At 72.1% G+C, this 20,782-nt stretch carries 16 protein-coding genes and 1 pseudogene; 9 read left to right on the plus strand and 8 right to left on the minus strand.

Features of this window, described 5'->3' with window-relative positions; genetic code table 11:
* Position 1: 1 nt before the first annotated feature.
* The 3 genes from ACIP89_RS18230 to ACIP89_RS18240 form a co-directional block, all read right to left on the minus strand.
* Complete coding sequence (locus tag ACIP89_RS18230) at positions 2 to 2,383, minus strand: glycosyl hydrolase family 95 catalytic domain-containing protein (RefSeq protein ID WP_401929102.1); 2,382 nt, start codon at positions 2,381 to 2,383, stop codon at positions 2 to 4.
* Between the two features lie 207 nt (positions 2,384 to 2,590).
* Positions 2,591 to 3,073, minus strand: coding sequence for a DUF456 domain-containing protein (locus ACIP89_RS18235; RefSeq protein ID WP_401929101.1), 483 nt, complete (start codon positions 3,071 to 3,073; stop codon positions 2,591 to 2,593).
* Positions 3,074 to 3,159: 86 nt separating this feature from the next.
* Complete coding sequence (locus tag ACIP89_RS18240; protein WP_401929099.1) at positions 3,160 to 4,149, minus strand: helix-turn-helix domain-containing protein; 990 nt, start codon at positions 4,147 to 4,149, stop codon at positions 3,160 to 3,162.
* Between the two features lie 211 nt (positions 4,150 to 4,360).
* On the opposite strand from ACIP89_RS18240, the gene ACIP89_RS18245 reads away from it, so the two are divergent.
* The 3 genes from ACIP89_RS18245 to ACIP89_RS18255 all read left to right on the plus strand — a co-directional run bounded on the left by ACIP89_RS18245 (position 4,361) and on the right by ACIP89_RS18255 (position 11,738).
* Complete coding sequence (locus ACIP89_RS18245) at positions 4,361 to 8,128, plus strand: S8 family peptidase (RefSeq protein WP_402115677.1); 3,768 nt, start codon at positions 4,361 to 4,363, stop codon at positions 8,126 to 8,128.
* Positions 8,129 to 8,268: 140 nt separating this feature from the next.
* Positions 8,269 to 9,882 carry a protein phosphatase 2C domain-containing protein gene (locus ACIP89_RS18250; RefSeq protein WP_402115678.1) on the plus strand — a complete coding sequence of 538 codons (1,614 nt, stop codon included), beginning with the start codon at positions 8,269 to 8,271 and terminating at the stop codon, positions 9,880 to 9,882.
* Positions 9,883 to 9,995: 113 nt separating this feature from the next.
* A complete protein-coding gene (locus ACIP89_RS18255) occupies positions 9,996 to 11,738 on the plus strand; it encodes a pyruvate dehydrogenase (RefSeq protein WP_402115679.1) in 1,743 nt (580 codons plus the stop codon).
* An 84-nt stretch (positions 11,739 to 11,822) separates the two neighbouring features.
* On the opposite strand, the gene ACIP89_RS18260 is transcribed toward ACIP89_RS18255, so the two are convergent.
* The 3 genes and pseudogenes from ACIP89_RS18260 to ACIP89_RS18270 all read right to left on the minus strand — a co-directional run.
* On the minus strand, positions 11,823 to 12,428 hold the full coding sequence (locus ACIP89_RS18260; RefSeq protein ID WP_402115680.1) for an ALF repeat-containing protein: 606 nt from the start codon (positions 12,426 to 12,428) through the stop codon (positions 11,823 to 11,825).
* A gap of 239 nt (positions 12,429 to 12,667) precedes the next feature.
* Positions 12,668 to 12,889: a hypothetical protein gene (locus ACIP89_RS18265; RefSeq protein WP_401929091.1), complete on the minus strand. Its 222-nt coding sequence runs from the start codon at positions 12,887 to 12,889 to the stop codon at positions 12,668 to 12,670.
* A gap of 22 nt (positions 12,890 to 12,911) precedes the next feature.
* A pseudogene (locus tag ACIP89_RS18270) lies at positions 12,912 to 13,172 on the minus strand (serine hydrolase); the annotation flags it as partial.
* A 176-nt stretch (positions 13,173 to 13,348) separates the two neighbouring features.
* Here ACIP89_RS18270 and ACIP89_RS18275 point away from each other — a divergent pair.
* The 6 genes from ACIP89_RS18275 to ACIP89_RS18300 all read left to right on the plus strand — a co-directional run bounded on the left by ACIP89_RS18275 (position 13,349) and on the right by ACIP89_RS18300 (position 19,514).
* On the plus strand, positions 13,349 to 14,248 hold the full coding sequence (locus ACIP89_RS18275; protein ID WP_402115682.1) for an aminoglycoside phosphotransferase family protein: 900 nt from the start codon (positions 13,349 to 13,351) through the stop codon (positions 14,246 to 14,248).
* A gap of 174 nt (positions 14,249 to 14,422) precedes the next feature.
* Positions 14,423 to 15,634, plus strand: a complete 1,212-nt coding sequence (locus tag ACIP89_RS18280) for an NAD(P)/FAD-dependent oxidoreductase (RefSeq protein WP_402115683.1) — start codon at positions 14,423 to 14,425, stop codon at positions 15,632 to 15,634.
* Positions 15,631 to 15,969 carry a (2Fe-2S)-binding protein gene (locus ACIP89_RS18285; RefSeq protein ID WP_401931025.1) on the plus strand — a complete coding sequence of 113 codons (339 nt, stop codon included), beginning with the start codon at positions 15,631 to 15,633 and terminating at the stop codon, positions 15,967 to 15,969. Before ACIP89_RS18280 ends, ACIP89_RS18285 begins: the two co-directional genes overlap by 4 nt.
* Positions 15,950 to 17,410 carry an FAD-dependent oxidoreductase gene (locus tag ACIP89_RS18290; RefSeq protein WP_402115684.1) on the plus strand — a complete coding sequence of 487 codons (1,461 nt, stop codon included), beginning with the start codon at positions 15,950 to 15,952 and terminating at the stop codon, positions 17,408 to 17,410. The genes ACIP89_RS18285 and ACIP89_RS18290 overlap by 20 nt, the downstream gene beginning before the upstream one ends.
* 99 nt (positions 17,411 to 17,509) lie before the next feature.
* Positions 17,510 to 18,418: a dihydrodipicolinate synthase family protein gene (locus ACIP89_RS18295; RefSeq protein WP_402115686.1), complete on the plus strand. Its 909-nt coding sequence runs from the start codon at positions 17,510 to 17,512 to the stop codon at positions 18,416 to 18,418.
* 94 nt (positions 18,419 to 18,512) lie between these two features.
* Entirely contained in the window at positions 18,513 to 19,514 is a 1,002-nt protein-coding gene (locus tag ACIP89_RS18300) for a proline racemase family protein (RefSeq protein WP_401931033.1), read from the plus strand.
* A 63-nt stretch (positions 19,515 to 19,577) separates the two neighbouring features.
* Here ACIP89_RS18300 and ACIP89_RS18305 read toward each other — a convergent pair whose 3' ends face one another.
* Both ACIP89_RS18305 and ACIP89_RS18310 read right to left on the minus strand, forming a co-directional pair.
* The gene (locus tag ACIP89_RS18305; RefSeq protein WP_401931036.1) at positions 19,578 to 19,787 is read right to left on the minus strand and encodes a DUF397 domain-containing protein; all 210 of its coding nucleotides are present in this window, start codon (positions 19,785 to 19,787) and stop codon (positions 19,578 to 19,580) included.
* Positions 19,784 to 20,620 carry a helix-turn-helix domain-containing protein gene (locus ACIP89_RS18310; RefSeq protein WP_401929077.1) on the minus strand — a complete coding sequence of 279 codons (837 nt, stop codon included), beginning with the start codon at positions 20,618 to 20,620 and terminating at the stop codon, positions 19,784 to 19,786. The genes ACIP89_RS18305 and ACIP89_RS18310 overlap by 4 nt, the downstream gene beginning before the upstream one ends.
* Between the last annotated feature and the right edge of the window lie 162 nt (positions 20,621 to 20,782).

The following is a 20,782-nucleotide window of genomic DNA, read 5'->3' on the forward strand; positions in this document are numbered from 1 at the left end:
CTCAGGCGGGCAGGCCCCAGCTGGGTGCCGGTGCGTTCGCGGTGACCGGCCGGACGGTGAGGTCCGGCCGGTCACCCGCCGCGGTGATCAGCGCCGAATCGCCCTTGCGGAGCGGGATGCGGACCGATCCGTCGGCCAGCCGCTCGTACTCCAGCCGGTGCCCGCGTCCGTCGCGGACCTCGACCGGGCCCTCGATGCCGTGCCGTACGACGCAGGGCGCGCCCGCCTCGCTCGTGAGGCGCACCCAGCGGGTCCGGCCCCCTTCCCGTACCGCGCTGAGCAGGAAGGCGCCCTGGGTACGGAAGTCGTGCACGGTCAGCTCCTGCCAGGCGGCGGGCAGGGCGGGGAAGACCCTGATCGTGTCGCCCCAGGACTGGCAGACCATGTCGTGCAGCGACTGGGCGGCCGACAGCGGGGTCTCGATGACCGGTCCCGACTCCTTGTACATGGTGTTGGCCTGGATGAACCGGCTCATCAGCTCGCCCAGGTACTTCAGGGCGTCCTCGCCCTTGCCGAGCAGCGCCGACATGGAGGCCGCGCCGGTGAAGGTGTAGCCCTGCAGCGCGCCCTCGAAGCCGACCCAGTGGGCGAGGGACTTCTCGATCAGGGCGCGCTCGGCGTCGGTGGAGCCGTCGATCTCGTACAGCGGGTAGACGGCGAGCATGTGCGAGTAGTGGCGGTGGGACATCGCGAAGGGCACCCCGGCGCCGATCATGAAGCCGTTCTCGTCCACCGGGTACGGGGCGAGCCGGGCCAGGACCTCTTCCCAGCGGGCGCTGAGCGGGTCGCGGACGCCCAGTTCCCGGGCCGAGTCGAGCAGGGTGCGGCAGCCCCAGCGCAGCAGCATCAGGTCGTAGTTGCAGTCGGGTGCGTTGACGCCGTACTCCGGGGAGAAGGTCGCCGGCAGGTGCAGCTTGCCGTCCGGGCCCGGGGCGAGGAAGTGCAGGTAGTAGTTGACCGCCTTGCGCAGCAGCGGGAACAGGGTGTCCCGCAGGATCGAGCGGTCCATGGTGTGCCGGTAGGAGAGCCAGACGTTGTGCAGGGCCCAGGTCAGGTTGCCGACCTCGGGGGTGGGCGGGTCCTGGCCGGGGATGCCGACGCCGTACCCGCCGTCGGCCACGGCCGCGCCGTTGACCAGTTGCGGGTCGGTGGTGCGGGGGATGCCCGCCGAATCGGCCCGGTAGGGGGCGGCGACCTCGCGGGAGAGCTGGTCGCGGAACTCGCTCAGGGCCCGGGTGACGGCGTCCAGCTCCAGGTGGTTGGAGCCGTGGATCAGCCAGTACTCCAGCTGGACGTTGAGGTTCCACCAGGTGTTGGGCCAGGGTGTCGGCTCCAGCCAGGGGCCGGAGGTGGCCATCACGGGCGCGTCCTTGCGGGCGGCCGAGGCCGTCTTGTAGAGCTGGATCCAGTAGAACCGCTGGAGCCGGGCGTCGGGCAGCGACAGGAAGCTCTGCCGGTAGAAGCGGTCCCACCAGACGCGGTGCGGCACCGACAGCAGGGTGTACGGGAGGGCCGAGGCGACCGTGAGGGTGCGCAGCGCGCGGTCGCGGGCGGTGTTCTTCGGGTAGGAGTGCGCGACGGTCGCGTACAGCGTGCGGGCCTTGCCCCGGGTCCGCTCGCGCCACGCGGTGACGTGCTGCCCGCCGCTCAGCAGCGACTGCACGGCCGCGGAGGCGGCGCCGTGCTTCTCGACGACGGCCGGGGGGTTGCCCGTGTAGCCGTCGGGCAGCGGCTTGAACGCGGCCCGGGGGCTGATCGCCTCGGCCGGGTGGAAGACCCAGCGGAAGTCCTTCTCGCCGGCGCTCGGGGTCACCTCGACGGCCAGGACGTCACCGGTGGACTGGACGAAGGCGCGGAGCGCGAGGGTGCCGGCGGTGGTGGTGACGGTGCCCTGGAGTTCGGCCGTGCGCAGCCGCATCCGCCAGTCGATCCCGGTGATGGTGCCGGCCGGTTCCAGGGTGAAGTGGCCGATCGGGAGCCGGGCGAGGCCGAACAGCGAGCCGTACTCGGGGCGGTGGTCCTGGACCTCGGAGTGCTGGACGTTGAACCGGATCGCGGTGGTCTCGGCGCCGGGCTCCGCGTAGATGCCGGAGCCGAGCCGGCCGTTGCCCAGGTAGGGGCCCTCGTACCAGGTCTTCGGCAGCTTCCGCCAGTGCAGGTCCGCGTCGTCCAGGACGGTGTTCCAGCTGTCGGCGGGGGAGTGCACCGCGACCGGGACGGCGGCTTCCGCTGCCGGGGCGGCGGCCTGGGCGGGGACGGCCGCGCCGCCCACCACGAGGGCGCCGCCGAGCGCGGTCCCGGTGGCGAGAACGGTTCTGCGGGAGGGCGCGGGCGACGGGGAACCGGTGCGGGTGGGGGCGGCGGGGTCCGGTGCTGTGGGCAAGGCATCTCCTGGCGATTCGTACGCAGGCGGGCGCAGTAATTCATCCGAGCTATGTCCTCACGGAAGGTAGACTTGAGCCATCGGAGCGTCAATAGGGTGCGAGAGATCCGATGTGTTTCTATCCATGTGATCGGGCGCCGAATACGTGATGCAGAGGCGTGATGCGGAAGGCGTGATGCCGAAGACTCGGGCACCTACCGGGTCACGTCAGTGCCGGATCAGTACGCCGAGCCACGCCCCGGTCACCAGCAGACAGGCGAAAAGCTCGACCAGTACGGAGTAGCCGGTGGCCCGCATCACCGAGCGGACCGAGGCCCAGCCCGCTCCCCGGCTGCCCAGCCGCATCCGCTCCGCCCCGTAGATCACGCCCACGTACCCGGCGATCGCGCCCACCACCGGGACGACGAAGAACCCGGCGATGGCGCCGATCCCGCCCAGCAGCAGCGTCCTGCGCGGCGCCCCCGACTCTCGCGGGCGGCGTGGCGGCAGCAGCGGCTTCAGCGCCTGGTTCAGCAGGAGGAGGGCGGTGGCGCCGATCAGCACACCCAGCGCCGCCGGGGTGTTGTCCGCCAGCGCCCACCACAGCACCGCGGCCCAGACGATCGCCTGGCCGGGCACACCGGGCAGCAGTACACCGATCAGGCCGAGCAGCATGACCAGGCCGACGGCGACGAGCTGCCACACACTCATCTGACCAGCCTGCCGGAGTCCGGCCGCTCCCGCCCGTCGTCGGTCCCGGCGCGGGCCCCGTCGGCGCGGCTCGGCGGACGGTGGGGTCAGGGGCGCGGCTCGCGGGAGACCCAGCCCCGCTCGTAGGCGTGCCAGCCCAGCTGCAGCCGGGTCGACACCCCGGTGAGCTCCATCAGTCCCTTGACCCGGCGCTGCACGGTCCGCAGCCCCAGCTCCAGCTGTTTCGCGACACTGGCGTCGGTCAGCCCGGCCAGCAGCAGCGACAGGACCTCCAGATCCGTCGGATCCGGCCCGGTCGTCTCCTCCCGCAGCAGACCGCTCTCACCGAGCCGCAGCGGCATCGCCTCGCGCCACACCGCCTCGAACAGCCCCATCAGTGACTCCAGCAGCCCGGAGGCGTGCACGACCAGGGCCGCCGGCTCCGCGCCGCGACCGGTCAGCGGCACCATCGCCAGAGCGCCGTCGGCGACGACCAGTTTCGTCGGCACCCGGTCCACCACCCGGCAGTGCTCGTCACGGCTCAGCGCCGCCGACAGTTCCAGGATGCCCGACGGCAGTGCGAGCACCTCGCGCTCGACGACCACCCGGAACGTCACCCCCCGGGTGACGGCGCGTTCCTCCGACTCGTTGTCGAGACCGCTGACCGCGATCGGCTTCCCGGTGACCAGGGCGCACACCTCGCTCGTCGCCCCCAGCTGGAGCTGATGGAACCGGTGCGCCACCGCGCTCGCGCCCGTGACCACCTCCACCAGGTCGTGGACGGCGGGTTCGGCGGCGTCCGCCCGGTACTCCTCCGCCAGCAGCGCCGCCGCCAGTTCCGCCTGCTCCAGCTCATGGCGCTGCTGCGTCAGCAGCGCACCCAGCGCGACGCCCGGCGGCGCCGCCACCCACCGCCCGGTACGCGCGGAGGACTGGGCGGCCAGGCCGTGCTGCTCCAGCCGGCGCAGCGCCCGCTCGGTCTCCGGTTCCGGAAGGGCCAGCCGGTGCGCGAGATCGGGGACCTCCGCGGCCCCCAGCGCCACCAGCGCGCGGTAGGCCGACTCCTGTATCTCGTCGAGTCCTATGGCTCCCAGCATCCCCGGACCCCTCCCCGGACGCAGTACTTCCGTGTCATGTCGTGCTTCGCGGGCGACCGGCCTTGGCGGAAAGCGGCCACGGCGTAAACCCGCCTCGTCACATCATCCCTGTACCGCCCGCCCCTCTGCCAATGTGGCGCCACCGCAGCACCAACAACTTCCGGAATAGGGCGCTTTGTGCTGCCTGTTCCGGTATCACTTGGGGAGAGCGATGCGTCCGATATCGCGTACGGCACTGGGGGCGGCCACCGCCGCCGTCCTGGCCGTCACGGTGATCGCGCCGTCCGTGGCAGCGCCACAGGACGACGCGGCCACGAAGAGACCACTCACCGGCAGCGCGGCGGCAGCCGCCCAGGCGGACAAGCCGGTCACCGTCACCCTGGTCACCGGCGACAAGGTGCTGGTGAGCACGGACAGTTCGGGAAACGCCACGGCCACCGCAGCGGCCCGCGCGGACGGCACCGTCCCCCTCGTGCAGACCCGCCGCTCCGGCAAGGACCTCTACGTCTACCCGGACAGCGCGGCCAAGGCGCTCGCCGCCGGCACGGTGGACGAGGAACTCTTCAACGTCACCGGGCTGATCCGGCAGGGCTACGACGACGCGCACACGGACTCCGTACCGCTCATCGCCACCTACACGGGGGACACCGCCCGCAGCGCCCCCGCCACCCCGCGCGGCGCCGCACGCGGCATCGCCCTCCCGGTCATCGACGGCGTGGCGCTCAAGGCGGACAAGGAGAAGGCGGCCGGGTTCTGGGCCGACGTCACCGGAGCCCGGTCCCGTTCCGCCGCCGGACTGAAGAAGCTCTGGCTGGACCGCAAGGTCGAGGCCAGCCTCGACCGGTCCACCAAGCAGATCCGCGCCGACCTCGCCTGGGCCGCCGGATACGACGGCAAGGGCACCAAGGTCGCCGTCCTGGACACCGGCGCCGACGCCGGACACCCGGACCTCAAGGGCCGGATCACCGCCTCGGAGAACTTCACCGACTCCGACACCACGGACGACCGCCAGGGCCACGGCACCCACACCCTCTCCACCGTCGGCGGCTCGGGCGCGGCCAGCGACGGCAAGCAGAAGGGCGTCGCCCCCGGCGCGGACCTGCTCGTCGGCAAGGTCCTCAACGACAGCGGCTCCGGCGACTCCTCCTGGATCATCGCGGGCATGCAGTGGGCCGTCGACCAGAAGGCCGACGTCGTCTCCATGAGCCTGGGCAGCGCGACACCGACCGACTGCACCGACCCGATGAGCATGGCCGCCGAGGAGCTCGGCAAGAGCAAGGACACCCTGTTCGTCATCGCGGCCGGCAACGCGGGCCCCGCCCTCAACACCGTCTCCTCACCCGGCTGCGCGCCGAGCGTGCTGACCGTCGGCGCGGTCGACCGGGACGACTCCACCGCGCAGTTCTCCAGCCGCGGCCCCGCCATCGGAGCGCACACCCTCAAGCCCGAGATCGCCGCTCCGGGTGTCGGGATCTCGGCGGCCGCGGCGGGCGGCCGGGGGATCTACGCCTACCAGTCGATGTCCGGTACCTCGATGGCCACCCCGCATGTCGCGGGCGCCGCCGCCATCGTCGGGGAACGCCACCCGGAGTGGACGGCACAGCAGGTCAAGGCGGCACTCGTGTCGTCCGCGAAGAGCGGCATCCCCGGTGACGTACGCGAGACCGGCGGAGGCCGGCTCGACGTCAAGGCGGCCATCGACACGACCGTGACCGGCGCGTCCGCCGTCCAGGGCGGCACCTTCAACTGGCCCCAGGACAAGAGCGACCGCAGCACCGTCCAGATCCCGTACACCAACTCGGGCAGCAAGCCGGTCAAGCTGGCACTGAAGCTCCAGAGCGTCACCGGCAACGACGGTTCCGCCGTCGGGTCCTCCGTCGCCGCACTCGGCGCGAAGAGCGTCACCGTGCCGGCCGGGGCCACGGTCCAGGTCCCGCTCAAGCTCGACCCGACCGCGAAACTCCAGGACAGCCAGTACGGCGACGTCACCGGCCGGGTCCTGGCCACCGCCACCGGCGGGGTGAAGGTCTCCACCCCGTTCTCGCTGTACGTCGGCGCCGAGACCGTCACCCTGCGCGTCAAGCTGATCGACACCAACGGCGAGGCCGCCGGCGGCTCGTCGTCCCTCGATGTCATCGGGACCGACACCGCGAGCGGTGAGCGCCGGTTCAACGACGGCTCCACCGACCAGGTGTACCAGGTGCGCCCCGGCGCCTACTTCGTCTCCAGCTTCATCGTCTCCGCCGACCCCGAGGACGCCACCGGCACCCTCGCCAAGTCCGTCGGCTACCTCGCCCGGCCGCAGCTGAACGTCACCAAGGACACCACCCTGGTGCTCGACGCCCGCAAGGCGCACCGCGTCCAGGTGAAGACCCGGGACCGGGCCAGCGAGGCCCGCAGCGGCACCCTCGCCTTCGGCCGCAGCTGGGACGACACCTGGCTGCACGCCGGATCCATCGCCGGCGGCAGCGTCATCAAGGACTACCGGGCCGACATCCGGGGCAAGGCCACCGACGGCGACTTCGAGTTCGACAGCTTCTGGCGCGCGTACGCCCCGCAGATCGAGAAGCTCTCGGTGGTGGGCGGCGCCACCCTCCACCCCACGACCGCGTCCGACGGCTCCGTCAACCTCGACGGCACCGGCCGGGCCGCGCTCGTCGACGCCGGCAGCGGCACCCCGGAGGAGCTGAAGGCCGCCGGAGTCTCCGGCAAGATCGCCCTGGTGGGTGTTCCGGACGGAGGCACCGTCCTCACCCAGGCGCGCTACGCCAAGGCCGCCGGTGCCGTGGCGATCATCACGCACCGCCCGTCAGCAGGCCCCTGGCGGCCCTCCGTCGGATACGGCTCGGCGCCCCTGCCCTCGCTCGGCATCCAGGCCGACGAGGCGAAGGCCCTGACCGAGGCGCTGGCCGCCGGACCGGTGAAGCTGAGCTGGAAGGCCACCGCCGTCAGTCCCTTCGTCTACAACCTGGCCTTCTCCGAGACGGGCGACCTCACCTCGGACCGCACCTACCAGGTCAAGGACAAGTCGCTCGGCGCGGTCGAGTCCACCTATGAATCGATGGGGGTCAAGACCGACTTCGTCGACACACTGGTCGTCTCCCGGCCCTACGGCGCGAGCTACTCCGTCGGCGCGTTCGACACCGTCGCCGCACCGGGCAAGCGCACCGAGTACTACACGACCGGCGACACCACCTGGCAGCAGGCACTCTCCTCCAGCTTCCCCTGGGGCGAGTTCATGATGGACAGGTTCCGGTCCTACCAGGCCGGTTCGAAGCGTTCCTCCGACTGGTACCGGGGCGTCGTCGTGCCGTCCGCGCCCCGCGACGGCCAGGGCGCGGAGCAGCTCGCCGCCGAACGCCAGGACAACCTGATCGGCGTCGCCCCGGGCTTCTGGAGCGACACCGAACACAGCGGTCTCCAGGGCTCCTTCGGTGACATGGGCAATATGCGGCTCAGCAGCGGTGGCAAGGTGATCGGTGAGTCCGGCTGGCCGTCCGGGGTGTTCACCGTCCCGGCGGAGGACGCCGCGTACGAACTCACCATGCGGACCGCGAAGTCGGGGCAGCCCGCCGCCGTGTGGAAGCGCTCCACCTCGACCGAGACCACCTGGAAGTTCCGTTCGCACCGGGACGAGAAGGTGTACTCGCAGGGCATCCCCCTGCTCTTCCCGGGCTATGACCTGCCCGCGGACGGGATGAAGACCCTCGCGGCGAAGGACGGTCAGAAGATCGGACTGAGCGTCACGGGCCATGCCGGCTACACACCCGGCAAGGTCACCGCGGCCAAGGTCTCGTACTCGTACGACGGCGGCGAGACCTGGACCGGGGCCACCACCGCACAGCGGGGCGGGCACTGGACCGCGACCGTGAACCACGCGGACGCGGCCGGCAGGCCGGTCACCCTGCGGACCGAACTGACGGACGCCAAGGGCAACTCCGTCGTGCAGACCGTGACCGACGCCTACGCCGTGCGCTGACGCCGGATCACCCGACCGGTCCGCCGGGCGTCCTTCCCGTGGGGGGTGGGGCCGCCCGGCGGACCTCTTTCCCGGGGGCCGCGGGGCAGATTTTCGGGTTGACCCGTTTTGCCGGGGCCCCCGCGGTGGACAATATGGGCATGAGTCAGCAGGGGGAGAGGCCCGCCGCCCAGGAGGACGACTGGTGGCGCAGGCTGTATGACGAATCCGCCCCGGACACCGGGGCGAGCCAGGCGGCCGACAGTCTCGACGACCGCTTCGACTCGGCGTCGGACGCCGTGGGACCTGACGGCCGGGGGGCGTACGTGGCTGCCGCCGCGATACCCGAGCCGCGTATCGCGCCGCCCGTTCCGCCACCGCCACCACCCCTGGAGCAGCCTCCGCGCGCTCCTTGGGAGTCTCCGGCCGGAGTCTCCGGGCCCCGTACGTTCGCGGTTCCGGTGCCGGAACCGGTGCCGGAACCGGCACCCATACCGGAACCGGCGGCTCCGATTCCGCCGCCGGTCGTCGCGTCGCTCCCGCTCCCGCCGCCGCAGTCCCCGTCCTCCGCCGCCGATCCCCGCCTCGCCCAGAGCCTGCCGTCCGGCCGGGACACCGAGGTGCCGTCCGCCGACGAGATGCCCCCGCTGCCCAGGCGGACGGTCGTCGAGCGGAACAACGAGGACGAACGGCCGGCGGCGGACGCGGAGGCCCCAGCCCCGGTTCCGGCCCCGGCCGCCCCCGACGCCGGGGCGCGGGACCCGCAGGAGCCGGGGGCGCACCGGCCCGTCTCGTACGTGGGCGCCAGGCCGCCCACGTACGACCCGGAGCCCACCGCGCTGCCCGCCACGGACCCGCACGAGATCCACGCGCTCGTCGCCGACACCGTGCTCGACGGCGCCCGCTACGGCACGTACACCCTGCGGGCCGCCTCCGTGCGCGGCGACTCCGCACGGTTCCGGGGCGAGCCCCGGCGCGACGCGCTGGTCACGGCGCGCTTCGGCACCGCGGAGAACGCCCTCGTCCTGGTCGCCGTCGCGGGCGGCGCGCGCACGGCAGAGGGCGCGCATCCGGCCGCCGCCGACGCCTGCCGCTGGATAGCGGAGGCCGTCGGCCGCAGCCATGCCCGGCTCTCTGAGGACATAAGGGAGGGCCGCAGGGGCGAGCTGAAATCCGGCCTGCACCGGCTGGCGGACCGCACCTACGGCAGGCTCCGGGCCCGCGCCGCCGAACTCGGTCTCGAACCGCACGAGTACACCGCGGGCCTGCGCTGCCTCCTGCTCTCCGCGGACCCCGGCTGCCGCACCCGGGTCTTCTTCGGCATCGGCGGCGGCGGGCTCTTCCGGCTGCGCGACGGCAGCTGGCAGGACCTCGAACCGGTGGTCCCGCACTCCGGCGAACTCACCGGAGAGGGCGTGGTCGGCTTCGGCTCGACGCCACCCGAGAGCGTGCCCGAAAGCGGGCCCGACGGTGAACGGCTGACCATGGACCTGGGGATCGCCACCGGTCCGGCCCCGTACATCGAGAGCCCGGTCCCGCCGCCCGCGGAGCCGTTCCGGTTCCGGGCCTCGGTCGCCCGGCCGGGCGACACCCTGCTGCTGTGCAGCAACGGACTGGCCGATCCGCTGCGCGACGAGCCGGAGCTCGCCGCCGAACTGGCCGGACGCTGGGCACCGGGCCCCGCGCCGGGTCTGACGGACTTCCTCGCGGACACCCAGCTCAGGGTCAAGGGATACGCCGACGACCGCACGGCCGTCGGCGTCTGGGAGGCGTAACCGCGCGGGCCATGGGTTGATGGACTCCGGAGAACCCGTCCGGCCGGGGTTTCACGCCCCGGGTCCCGGACAGCCGAACGTGCACGGAGCACAGGCAGAGGGAGCACACACCCATGGCCAAGCAGAACGTGGCGGAGCAGTTCGTCGATGTCCTCTCCCGCGCGGGGGTCAAGCGCCTCTACGGGGTGGTCGGTGACAGCCTCAACCCGGTCGTCGACGCCATCCGCCGGCACGCGGACATGGACTGGATCCAGGTCAGGCACGAGGAGACGGCCGCGTTCGCCGCCGGCGCGGAGGCGCAGATCACCGGCACCCTGGCGGCCTGCGCAGGCTCGTGCGGACCGGGAAACCTGCACCTCATCAACGGCCTCTACGACGCCCACCGCTCCATGGCGCCCGTGCTCGCGCTCGCCTCGCACATCCCGTCGAGCGAGATCGGACTCGGCTACTTCCAGGAGACCCATCCGGAGCTGCTCTTCCAGGAGTGCAGCCACTACAACGAGATGATCTCCAATCCGCAGCAGATGCCGCGGCTGCTCCAGACGGCCATCCAGCACGCGATCGGCCAGGGCGGCGTCAGCGTCGTCTCGATGCCGGGCGACATCGCCTCGCAGGCCGCGCCGGAGAAGACCATCGAGCACGCCCTGGTCACCTCGCGGCCCAGCGTGCGGCCCGGCGACGCGGAGATCGAGAAGCTCTGCCGGATGGTCGACGAGGCCAAACGGGTGACGCTGTTCTGCGGCAGCGGCACGGCGGGCGCGCACGCGGAGGTGATGGAGTTCGCGGAACGGGTGAAGGCCCCCGTCGGGCACGCGCTGCGCGGCAAGGAGTGGATCCAGTACGACAACCCCTTCGACGTCGGCATGAGCGGCCTGCTCGGCTACGGCGCCGCCTACGAGGCCACCAACGAGTGCGATCTGCTGATCCTGCTCGGCACGGACTTCCCGTACAACGCCTTCCTGCCCACCGATGTGAAGATCGTCCAGGTCGATGTCCGCCCCGAGCACCTGGGCCGCCGCTCCAAGCTCGACCTGGCGGTCTGGGGGGACGTCCGCGAGACGCTGCGCTGTCTGACCCCGCGGGTGAAGGCGAAGTCGGACCGCAAGTTCCTCGACCGGATGCTCAAGAAGCACGCCGACGCGCTGGAGGGCGTGATCAGCGCCTACACCCGCAAGGTCGAGAAGCACGTCCCGATCCATCCCGAGTACGTGGCCTCGGTTCTCGACGAACTCGCGGACGACGACGCGGTGTTCACCGTCGACACCGGTATGTGCAACGTCTGGGCGGCCCGGTATCTGACACCGAACGGCAAGCGCAGGGTGATCGGTTCGTTCAGCCACGGCTCGATGGCCAACGCGCTGCCGCAGGCCATCGGCGCCCAGTTCACGGACCGGAACCGCCAGGTCGTCTCGATGTCCGGGGACGGCGGATTCTCCATGCTGATGGGGGACTTCCTGACGCTCGTCCAGTACGACCTGCCGGTGAAGCTCGTACTGTTCAACAACTCCGCGCTGGGCATGGTCGAACTGGAGATGCTGGTGGCGGGGCTGCCGTCGTTCGGTACGACCAACAAGAACCCGGACTTCGCGGCCATCGCGCGCGCCTCGGGCGCGTACGGCGTACGGGTGGAGAAGCCCAAGCAGCTCGAAGGGGCCCTCAAGGACGCGTTCAAGCACAAGGGCCCGGCGCTCGTCGACATCGTCACCGACCCCAACGCGCTCTCCATCCCGCCGAAGATCAGCGCGGACATGGTGACCGGGTTCGCGCTCTCGGCGAGCAAGATCGTGCTGGACGGCGGGGTGGGCAGGATGGTCCAGATGGCCCGCTCCAACCTCCGCAACGTGCCCCGCCCCTGAGCCCTCCGGCCCGGCGCGCCCCGTCCGCACGGAGTGGCCGAAGTGGCCGGAGCCCCGCGGGGCTCCGGCCACTCCGGCCGTGTCCTACGCGTCCACCTCGTACTGGCCGTACTTCAGGAAGTACCGCAGCTCTTCCGGAGTGCCGTCGATGACCGCCTCGGCCGCCGCCCGGAGCGCGCTGCTGCTGTCCGGGTCGGCGAGTATGCGGGCGACGGCGACCCGGTCGTCCTCTGCCTGGGCGAGGCGGTAGCCGGTTTCGAGCCAGGCGCGGAGCTGTTCCGGGGTGGGGTCGCTGTTGAGGAGTTCGTTGACTTCGCGGATGACGCGCTTTCCGCTGTCGGGGTTGGCGAGGAGGCGGACGATGGCGACCCGGTCGTCTTCCGCCTGGGCGAGGCGGTAGCCGGTCTTCAGGAAGGCGCGCATGTCCTCCACCGTGCCGTTGAGGGCCTTGTTCGCCTCCCGGTCGACCCCCTTGCCGCTGTCCTCGTCCGCCATGATGCGGAGGATCGCGATACGGAGCTCTTCCTCGGACATGTCGTCCACGGGCGTGCCGGGGTCGTCCGTGGCTGCCGACGCCGTCACGGTGGCGGGCGCTGAGGAGGCACCGGCGGCGAAGGCCGGAGTGGTCAGCAGGAGGGCCGGCGTCAGGGCGGTGGCCGCTACGGCCAGAGCGGCACGGGTCAGTCTCATACGGGTGGACCTGCCTTCGGAACGCAGTGATGATCGGAGCACCGGCGAGCGCGTGCGCAACCGCCGGTGATGTGCATGATCGCCCGCGACGCCCGCCGGAGTCACTTCCGGATTCCGGCAGTTGTCGTCCTCCCCACGCTGCTATGCGCAGGCATCGCGTAGACCCGCACCTGTCCTGTCTGTATCCGCTCGTCCGTCCGCTGCGTCGAGGAGATCCTGGAGCGCCGTCCTGCGCAACGTCAGGGCGTGTCATCAGCGGCGAGCGCACGTGCAGTTCCAGGCTGGGGCCGGTCAGGGGCAGGGTGCTCCAGGTCGCCGTCGACGGCCGGCCGGACGCGGTGCGGGGTGGTGATGACGTAGAGATCGGCGACGTAGGTGCTGCCCCGCCGGGCGCCGGCCGCGACGACCGGCCGGCCGAGCGGGGCGCTCTCCCACGCTTCGGCGAGGCTGTCGGGCAGCACGTCCCGGCCCGCGGTCGTCCGGCGAGAGCAGCCCGTCGCCGATCGCGAGCCCCACGGCGATCGACGTGAACGACTTGGTCAGCGAGTAGAGGAGGTGCGGGCGGTCGGCCGCGTACGGCGCCCACCAGCCTTCGGCCACGACGTGACCGCGGTGCACGACAATGGGGGAGTGGCTCTCGCCCGATCGCGCTTCGAGCCTGTCCGGCATCGCGGAGATCGAACAGGACGATATCCCCGAGGCGGCGGGCGCCGCACGGGGAAGCAGGGTGCGCTGGGACGGCATTGCGGCTTTCCAGCACGTCCTCACGGATCCGGGTTCGACTGCGAGCGGGACGCCGTGCCGGACTTCGTTGGCGCGGCCGCCGCCGGGGAAACCGATCGACAGGCGGGTGCACGAGGCACTGTGATGGCTCCGACTGCCCGCCGCGCGGAGCGGGCCCCACCACACGGGAGTTGCTCTTGGCAGCCGGGAAAGCAGCGGACCCCCGGCCCGCGATCGATGCCGCACTGGCCAGGCGCCTGGTCGATACGCAGTTCCCGCAGTGGGCCGAGCTGCCTCTCACGCTGCTCGACCCGGCCGGTTCGGACCATGTGATCTACCGGCTGGGCGAGGGCCTGTCCGTCCGGCTGCCCCGCCACGCGGGTGCCATCGGACAGGCCATGAAGGAGTCCGAGTGGCTCCCCAGGCTCGCCCCGCACCTGCCGTTGGCCGTCCCGGTACCGGCGGGGGTGGGTGAGCCGGACTTCGGCTATCCGTGGCCGTGGGCGGTGTCCCGCTGGCTGGACGGCGATGTGGCGACCGCCGAGGGATTGTCCGACTCGTCCCTGGCTGCCGTCCAACTGGCGGAGTTCCTCGCCGCCCTTCAGGCATTCGTTCCCGAGGACTTCCCGGCCGAGGGCGTTCGCGAGGACCTCACCGGCCGGCCGCTGACCGACCGGGACCGCGCGACGCGAGCCGCTATCGCGGAGGTCGACGGTGTGTTCGACGCCGCGGCCATGACCGAGTTGTGGGATGCGGCGCTGAGCGCCCCCGGATGGGACGGTCCGCCGGTCTGGTTCCACGGCGACCTCCACACCGGCAACCTGCTGACCGTCGCCGGCCGCCTCAGCGCGGTCATCGACTTCGGCGAGCTCGGCATCGGCGACCCGGCCCGCGACCTGACTATCGCCTTCACCCTGATGTCCGCCGGGAGCCGGGCCGTCTTCCGTGCCACGCTCGGCGCCGACGACGCCACCTGGACCCGGGGCCGCGGCTGGGCCCTGGCCACCGGCCTGAACGCCTACACCTCCTACGCCGCCGTCAGTCCCCGGGTCGCCGCGCAGACCAGCCGCCAGATCACCGAGGCTCTGACCGGCTGATCCGACGGCCCCAGGACATGTGGGTCCATGGAGAACGCCCTGGGCCCATTCCGGGTTCGGATCCGAGGAGCTTCCGGGCGCCTGCGCCGGAGCCGTTCGGCGAACCCCGCAGGGCCTTCCCGAAGGCGGTGACGACCTCTTGGCACCCCTTAAGCAATGTGACATATTACTGACGTGTTCACGAGACAGCCCTTGGATGTCGTCGTTGTCGGTGCCGGAGTGGTCGGCGCCGCCTGTGCCTATTACGCGGCCCGGTCCGGACTCGCGGTCGCGGTGGTGGACAGCGGACCCGTCGCCGGTGGCACCACCGGGGCGGGGGAGGGGAACCTCCTGGTCTCCGACAAGCCGCCGGGCCCCGAGCTGACCCTCGCCCTGCACTCCGCCTCCCTCTGGCGCGGACTCGCCCAAGTGCTGCCGCCCGCCATCGAGTTCGAGCAGAAGGGCGGACTGGTGGTCGCGGCGGACGAAGCATCGCTGGCGACCCTGACCGCGACAGCGGCCGGACAGGCGGAGGCGGGGGTACGGACCCACGCCGTCGCTCCGCACGAGCTGCCCGGACTGGAGCCGCACCTCGCGCCCGGCCTCGCGGGCGGGGTCCTCTACCCGCAGGACGCCCAGGTCCAGCCGGCCCTGGCGGCCGCGCACCTGCTGCGTGCGGCGCGCGAGGCCGGGGCCCGTGTCCGGCTGGGGGAGGCGGTCACCGCCGTGCTCACCGGGCCGGCCGGCGCGGTGCGCGGCGTACGGACGGGCCGGGGCGAGCTGCCGGCCCCGGCGGTGGTCAACGCCACCGGCGTCCGCGGCGGCGAACTGGCCGCCCTGGCGGGGGTCGAGCTGCCCATGCTGCCCAGACGCGGCTTCGTCCTGGTGACCGAGCCGCTGCCCCGGCTGATCAGGCACAAGGTGTACGCGGCGGAGTACGTCTCCGACGTGTCCAGCGGGTCGGCCGCGTTGCAGACCTCACCCGTCGTGGAGGGGACCCCGTCGGGTCCCGTACTGATCGGCGCGAGCCGTGAACGGGTCGGCTTCGACCGCACGTTGTCCGTGCCGGTGATCAGCCGGCTGGCCGCCGCGGCCGCCGCCCTCTTCCCGGTGCTCGGGCAGGCCCGGGTACTGCGCGCCTACCACGGCTTCCGCCCCTATCTGCCGGACCACCTCCCGGCGATCGGCCCCGACCGCCGGGTGCCGGGCCTCTTCCACGCCTGCGGTCACGAGGGCGCGGGGATCGGGCTGGCTCCCGCGACGGCCGCACTGGTCGTCGCGGCGATCCGTGGCGAGGAGCCCGCCATCGACCCCGAACCGTTCCGGCCCGACCGGTTCGGCACCCCCTTCGACACCGCGCACGAGGGCCGCCCGGCCGCCCGGTCACCGAGACAGGAGCCCTGGTGATACGTATCCGCAAACGCACCGCCGCCAGTACCCCGGCCGACGCGGTCGGTGCAGAGCCGGGGCCGGGGTTCGAGATCACCTTCGACGGCCGCCCGGTCCACGCCCTGCCCGGCCGGAGCATCGCTGCCGTCCTCTGGGCGGACTCCGTCCTCACCTGGCGCACCACCAGGGTGAACGGACGGCCGCGGGGGGCCTTCTGCGGCATCGGCTCCTGCTTCGACTGCCTGGTCACCGTGAACGGGGTACCCGGCAGGCGGGCCTGTCTGCAGCCCGCCCGCCCCGGCGACGTGGTCACGACCCAGGAAGGGGACGGCCATGCCGGACTCCGCCGCTGAACCCTCGTCCCCCGTACCGCACTTCGCCGGACTCGCCGTGGTGGGCGCCGGTCCGGCCGGACTGGCGGCCGCGGTCACCGCCGCCGACGGCGGACTCGACGTGGTCCTCCTCGACGCGGCCGACGCGCCCGGCGGCCAGTACTACCGCTCCCCGGCCCCCGGCCTGCGCGCCACCCGGCCCGAGGCGCTGCACCACGGCTGGGCGCGGTTCGCCGGGCTGACCGCCCGGCTCGGACGGCACCGGGACACGGGCCGCGTCCGCCACCTCGCTGGACATCAGGTGTGGGCCGTCGAGCGGACCGGGGCGGACTGGACCCTGCACGCCGTCACCGGCCCCGACGGCGAGGGATCCGCCACGCTCCGGGCCCGCCGGCTGCTCATCGCGACCGGCTCCCACGAGCGCCAACTACCCTTCCCCGGCTGGACCCTGCCCGGAGTCGTCGGCGCGGCCGGGGCACAGGCCATGCTCAAGTCTGGTCTGGTGCTGCCGGGACAGCGCGTCGTCGTCGCGGGCAGCGGACCGCTGCTCCAGGCCGTCGCGGTATCACTGGCGCGGGCCGGCGCCCGGGTGCCCGCACTGGTGGAGGCCGCCGGATACGGGGCGTACGGACGCGCTCCCCGCGTGCTGGCCGCGGACCCCGGCCGGCTCCGGGAGGGGATACGGCATTCAGCGGCCCTGGCGGGCCACCGGGTTCGGGTACTGGCCCACCACGCGGTCACCGCCGTGCACGGAACGGACCGGGTGGAGGGCGTCACCGTCAGCCGCCTGGACCGCGACTGGCGCCCGCTCCCCGGGACCGGGCGCCGGATCGACTGCGACACCCTTGCCGTGGGTCACGGACTGGTTCCCCAGCTCGACCTGGCCGTCGGCCTGGGCTGCGGGACCCGGTGCGGCGCCGACGGGTCGGCCGCCCTGGTGCTCGACGAGAACCTGTGCACCACCGTGCCCGGCGTCTGGGCCGCGGGCGAGTCCGGCGGCATCGGCGGCGTGCACGTGGCGCTGGCCGAGGGGGAGTTGGCTGCCCTCGCGGTGACCGCGGATGCCAGGGGCGGTACCCGGGGCCGGGACGCGCGCCGGATGAGCGTGCTGCGCCGGTCCCGGCGGCGGATGCGCGCGTTCGCCGAGCTGATGGGCGCCGTGCACCGGCCCGGCCCCGGCTGGACCGAGTGGCTCGCCGCCGACACGGAGGTCTGCCGCTGCGAGGAGGTCACCGCGGGCGCGATCCGTGCGGCGGTCGACGACCTCGGCGCCGGGGACAGCCGTACGGTCAAACTCCTCACCCGGGCCGGGATGGGCTGGTGCCAGGGCCGGACCTGCGGATTCCCGGTCCGGGAACTCGCGGGCTGCGAGGCCGAATCCGGAGCCCCGGACCGCCGTCCGCTGGCCTGCCCGGTGCCGCTCGCCACGCTCGCCCGCGCGGCCCGCCCCGAGGACGAATGACCTTCCGGGGCACACACGCCTCCCGGGCGCCGCCGGGAGCGCGGCCTTCCCCGTCCCCTTCGCCGGTCCATGTCATGCCACACCTCTGAGGGAGCCCAGATGTCGTCGAACTCCACTGCCCGCAACAGTCCTTGGCGCGGCGTCATGGTCGCCACGCCGCTCACGCTGCGCGAAGACCGGTCCATCGACTTCGACGCCTACGCGGCCCACGTCCGCGACCTGGTGGCCGCCGGCTGCGACGGCGTGGTGCCGAACGGCTCTTTGGGGGAGTACCAGACCCTCACGGAGCAGGAGCGCGATCAGGTGGTGCGCGTCGCGGTCGAAGCCGCCGGGGGCGGGGAGAGGGTGATGCCCGGGGTCTCCGCCTACGACAGCGCCCAGTCGCGCCGCCTCGCCGACCGGGCGGCGGAGGCGGGCGCCGGCTCGGTCCTGCTGCTGCCGCCCAACGGCTACCCGTGCGAGGACGCCGCGGTCCGCGCGCACTACGCGGAGGTCGCCGGGGCGGGTCTGCCGGTCGTCGCGTACAACAACCCGTACGACACCAAGGTCGACCTGACCCCGGGGCTGCTCGCGCAGCTCCACACGGACGGTTCCATCGTGGCCGTCAAGGAGTTCAGCGGGGACGTGCGCAGGGCGTACGAGATCGCGGAGGAGGCCCCCGGACTCGACCTGCTGGTGGGGGCCGACGACGTACTGCTGGAACTAGCCCTGGCCGGTGCGGTCGGCTGGATCGCGGGCTGCCCCAACATGCTGCCCGCCGGCTGCGTAGCGCTGTACCGCGCCGCCGTGTCCGGGGACCTGGAGACCGCCCTGCCGCTCTACCGGCGGCTCCATCCGCTGCTGCGGTGGGACTCCAAGCCGGAGTTCGTCCAGGCGATCAAGGCGTCGATGGACATCGTCGGGCGCCATGGCGGCCCCACCCGGCCGCCCCGGCTGCCCCTGGACGCGGAGTCCGCCGCCGCCGTGCGTGCCGCCACGGAGAAGGCGCTGGCCGAGGGGCTGGACTGACGGCGGCCCCGCGGAATCCACACGTCCCGCCCGGCGCACAGCGTCTGCCGCGGCGGTCCGGCAGCACGACCGGCAGCACGACCGAGGGAGAGACTTGCGCACGCGTCACGTATTCCACGCCGTCGACTCGCACACCGAGGGCATGCCCACCCGCGTGATCACCGGCGGGATCGGCACCGTTCCCGGCGCCACCATGGCCGAGCGACGCGACTACTTCATGGCGCACCGCGACGCGGTGCGCACCCTGCTGATGTACGAGCCGCGCGGCCATGCCGCCATGAGCGGAGCCGTCCTCCAGCCGCCGACCCGCCCCGACGCCGACTTCGGTGTCCTGTTCATGGAGGTCTCGGGCTGTCTGCCGATGTGCGGACACGGCACGATCGGGGTGGCCACCGTGCTGGTCGAGACCGGCATGGTGGAGGTCACGGAACCCGTCACCACCGTACGGCTGGACACCCCGGCCGGGCTGGTCTCCGTCGATGTCCGCGTCGAGGACGGCGCCGCCACCTCCGTCACCCTGACCAACGTCCCCGCCTTCTCCGCCGGGCTCGGGCTCACGGCGAAGGTGCCCGGCCTCGGCACCGTCACCTACGACCTGGCCTACGGCGGGAACTTCTACGCGATGGTTCAACTGGCCGATCTCGGGCTGCCGTTCGACCGCTCGCGCAAGGACGAGCTGCTTGAGGCGGGGCTCGCCCTGATGGACGCGGTCAACGAGACGGACCGCCCGGTCCATCCACTCGACCCCGGCATCAACGGGCTCAAGCACGTGCAGCTGATCGCACCCGGCTCCGACGCCGCCCACTCCCGGCACGCGATGGCCATCCACCCCGGCTGGTTCGACCGGTCACCGTGCGGCACCGGGACCTCCGCGCGGATGGCCCAGCTGCACGCGCGGGGCGAACTCCCGCTGGACACGGACTTCGTGAACGAGTCCTTCATCGGCACCACGTTCACCGGCCGGCTGGTCGAGGAGACCACCGTCGGCACGCTCCCCGCCGTCGTCCCCACGGTCACGGGCCGCGCCTGGATCACCGGAACCGCGCAGTACTTCCTGGACCCGTCCGACCCGTTCCCCGAAGGGTTCCTGCTGTGAACCGCTGAACGCCAGACGCCCCGCTCGGCTCCCGACTCGGGTGCGGAGCGGGGCGGTTGCCGTTCAGACGGTGCCGAACCCTCCGGTCTTCACGCCCGAGACGAAGGACGCGAACGCGTGGGCGGGGACGGTCAGTACGGGGCCGCTCGGGCGCTTGGAGTCGCGTACGGGGACTGTGCCGGTGGAGCGCGCGTTCGAAGGGGCCCATTCGACGCATGTGCCACCGTTGTCGCTGTAGCTGGACTTGACCCACAAGAGGGATTCGGTCGTCATGGGGTGCCCTTTCGACGCTGCTTGATCATGGCCACGGATGCCGCCTGCGAGGGCGATTCAGCCTGTAGTTGATGGTAGTCCGTGAGCAGCGGCACCACGGATGTGGGCTCGCGGTCCAGGTGTCCCTGGGTCTGGGATTCCACATACGAGACCACTGATCGGTCGGAAAGGGTCAGTAGGTTCACGGGACGGTTGAAGGTCCGGAGTTCTCCCATTGCGAACGGGGCGACTTGAACCATGGTGTGTGGTTGGGCAGCGAATTCGACCAACCAGTCGAGCTGAGCGTTCATGACGCTCTCGCCCCCGACCGGACGGCAGATACAGCTCTCATCCATGATCACGATGACCATGGGCGGACGAGCCCGCACGAGTGCGGCTTGACGCTCTATCAGGAGCGACACCCGCTCGTCAGCCTGGGCGGGCGTGATCACCCCGCGCCTGACAGCGCTGTTTGCCAATACTTGCGCGTACTCAGGCGTCTGTAGCAGTCCGGGAATGATCCCGACCTCGAACACGCGGATTTCGACGGATCGTCCTTCGTATCCCAGGTACTCGGGAAAGCCCTCCAGCAGGCTGCCGTGCTGCATCTCGCGCCACAAGCGCTCGAAGGTGTCGCCTGTGCCCGCAATATCCAAGGCCACGTCAGCAGCTTTCGCGAAGCGTAAAGATGGCATCTTGCGACTGGTTTCGACGCCTGAAATGTGCCCGCTGGAAACGCCCATCCGTGCGGAGAGTTCGTCCTGCTTCCAGCCGAGCGCCTCGCGTGAGCTGCGTAACCGCGCGCCGAACGCGGCTCGCGGACTGCTTCCAGGGTCCAACTCCTTGCGGTTCATCCGCTACCCCCAACTTGGCTGGCCGGCAGGCCACGTTGATTAGGCCTCGACCGTAGGCCACGCTGAGCCGTCTTGGTAGTGGAATGGCTACGGAGAGGCACGATCGTGTGCGCATCAGACGGTCCGTCGAACGGGCGATCCCACCCCGCCCCCGGCGCGCTC

The organism is Streptomyces sp. NPDC088730 (assembly GCF_044751215.1).
In the GTDB taxonomy this organism is placed as follows: domain Bacteria; phylum Actinomycetota; class Actinomycetes; order Streptomycetales; family Streptomycetaceae; genus Streptomyces.

What these genes read in the sequence shown, in the direction of transcription:
- ACIP89_RS18235 (WP_401929101.1), bottom strand. Translation starts at nt 3,073, where the DNA reads ATGAGTGTGTGGCAGCTCGTCGCCGTCGGCCTGGTCATGCTGCTCGGC.
- ACIP89_RS18240 (WP_401929099.1), bottom strand. Translation starts at nt 4,149, where the DNA reads ATGCTGGGAGCCATAGGACTCGACGAGATACAGGAGTCGGCCTACCGC.
- ACIP89_RS18245 (WP_402115677.1), top strand. Translation starts at nt 4,361, where the DNA reads ATGCGTCCGATATCGCGTACGGCACTGGGGGCGGCCACCGCCGCCGTC.
- ACIP89_RS18250 (WP_402115678.1), top strand. Translation starts at nt 8,269, where the DNA reads ATGAGTCAGCAGGGGGAGAGGCCCGCCGCCCAGGAGGACGACTGGTGG.
- ACIP89_RS18255 (WP_402115679.1), top strand. Translation starts at nt 9,996, where the DNA reads ATGGCCAAGCAGAACGTGGCGGAGCAGTTCGTCGATGTCCTCTCCCGC.
- ACIP89_RS18260 (WP_402115680.1), bottom strand. Translation starts at nt 12,428, where the DNA reads ATGAGACTGACCCGTGCCGCTCTGGCCGTAGCGGCCACCGCCCTGACG.
- ACIP89_RS18290 (WP_402115684.1), top strand. Translation starts at nt 15,950, where the DNA reads ATGCCGGACTCCGCCGCTGAACCCTCGTCCCCCGTACCGCACTTCGCC.
- ACIP89_RS18295 (WP_402115686.1), top strand. Translation starts at nt 17,510, where the DNA reads ATGTCGTCGAACTCCACTGCCCGCAACAGTCCTTGGCGCGGCGTCATG.
- ACIP89_RS18305 (WP_401931036.1), bottom strand. Translation starts at nt 19,787, where the DNA reads ATGACGACCGAATCCCTCTTGTGGGTCAAGTCCAGCTACAGCGACAAC.
- ACIP89_RS18310 (WP_401929077.1), bottom strand. Translation starts at nt 20,620, where the DNA reads ATGAACCGCAAGGAGTTGGACCCTGGAAGCAGTCCGCGAGCCGCGTTC.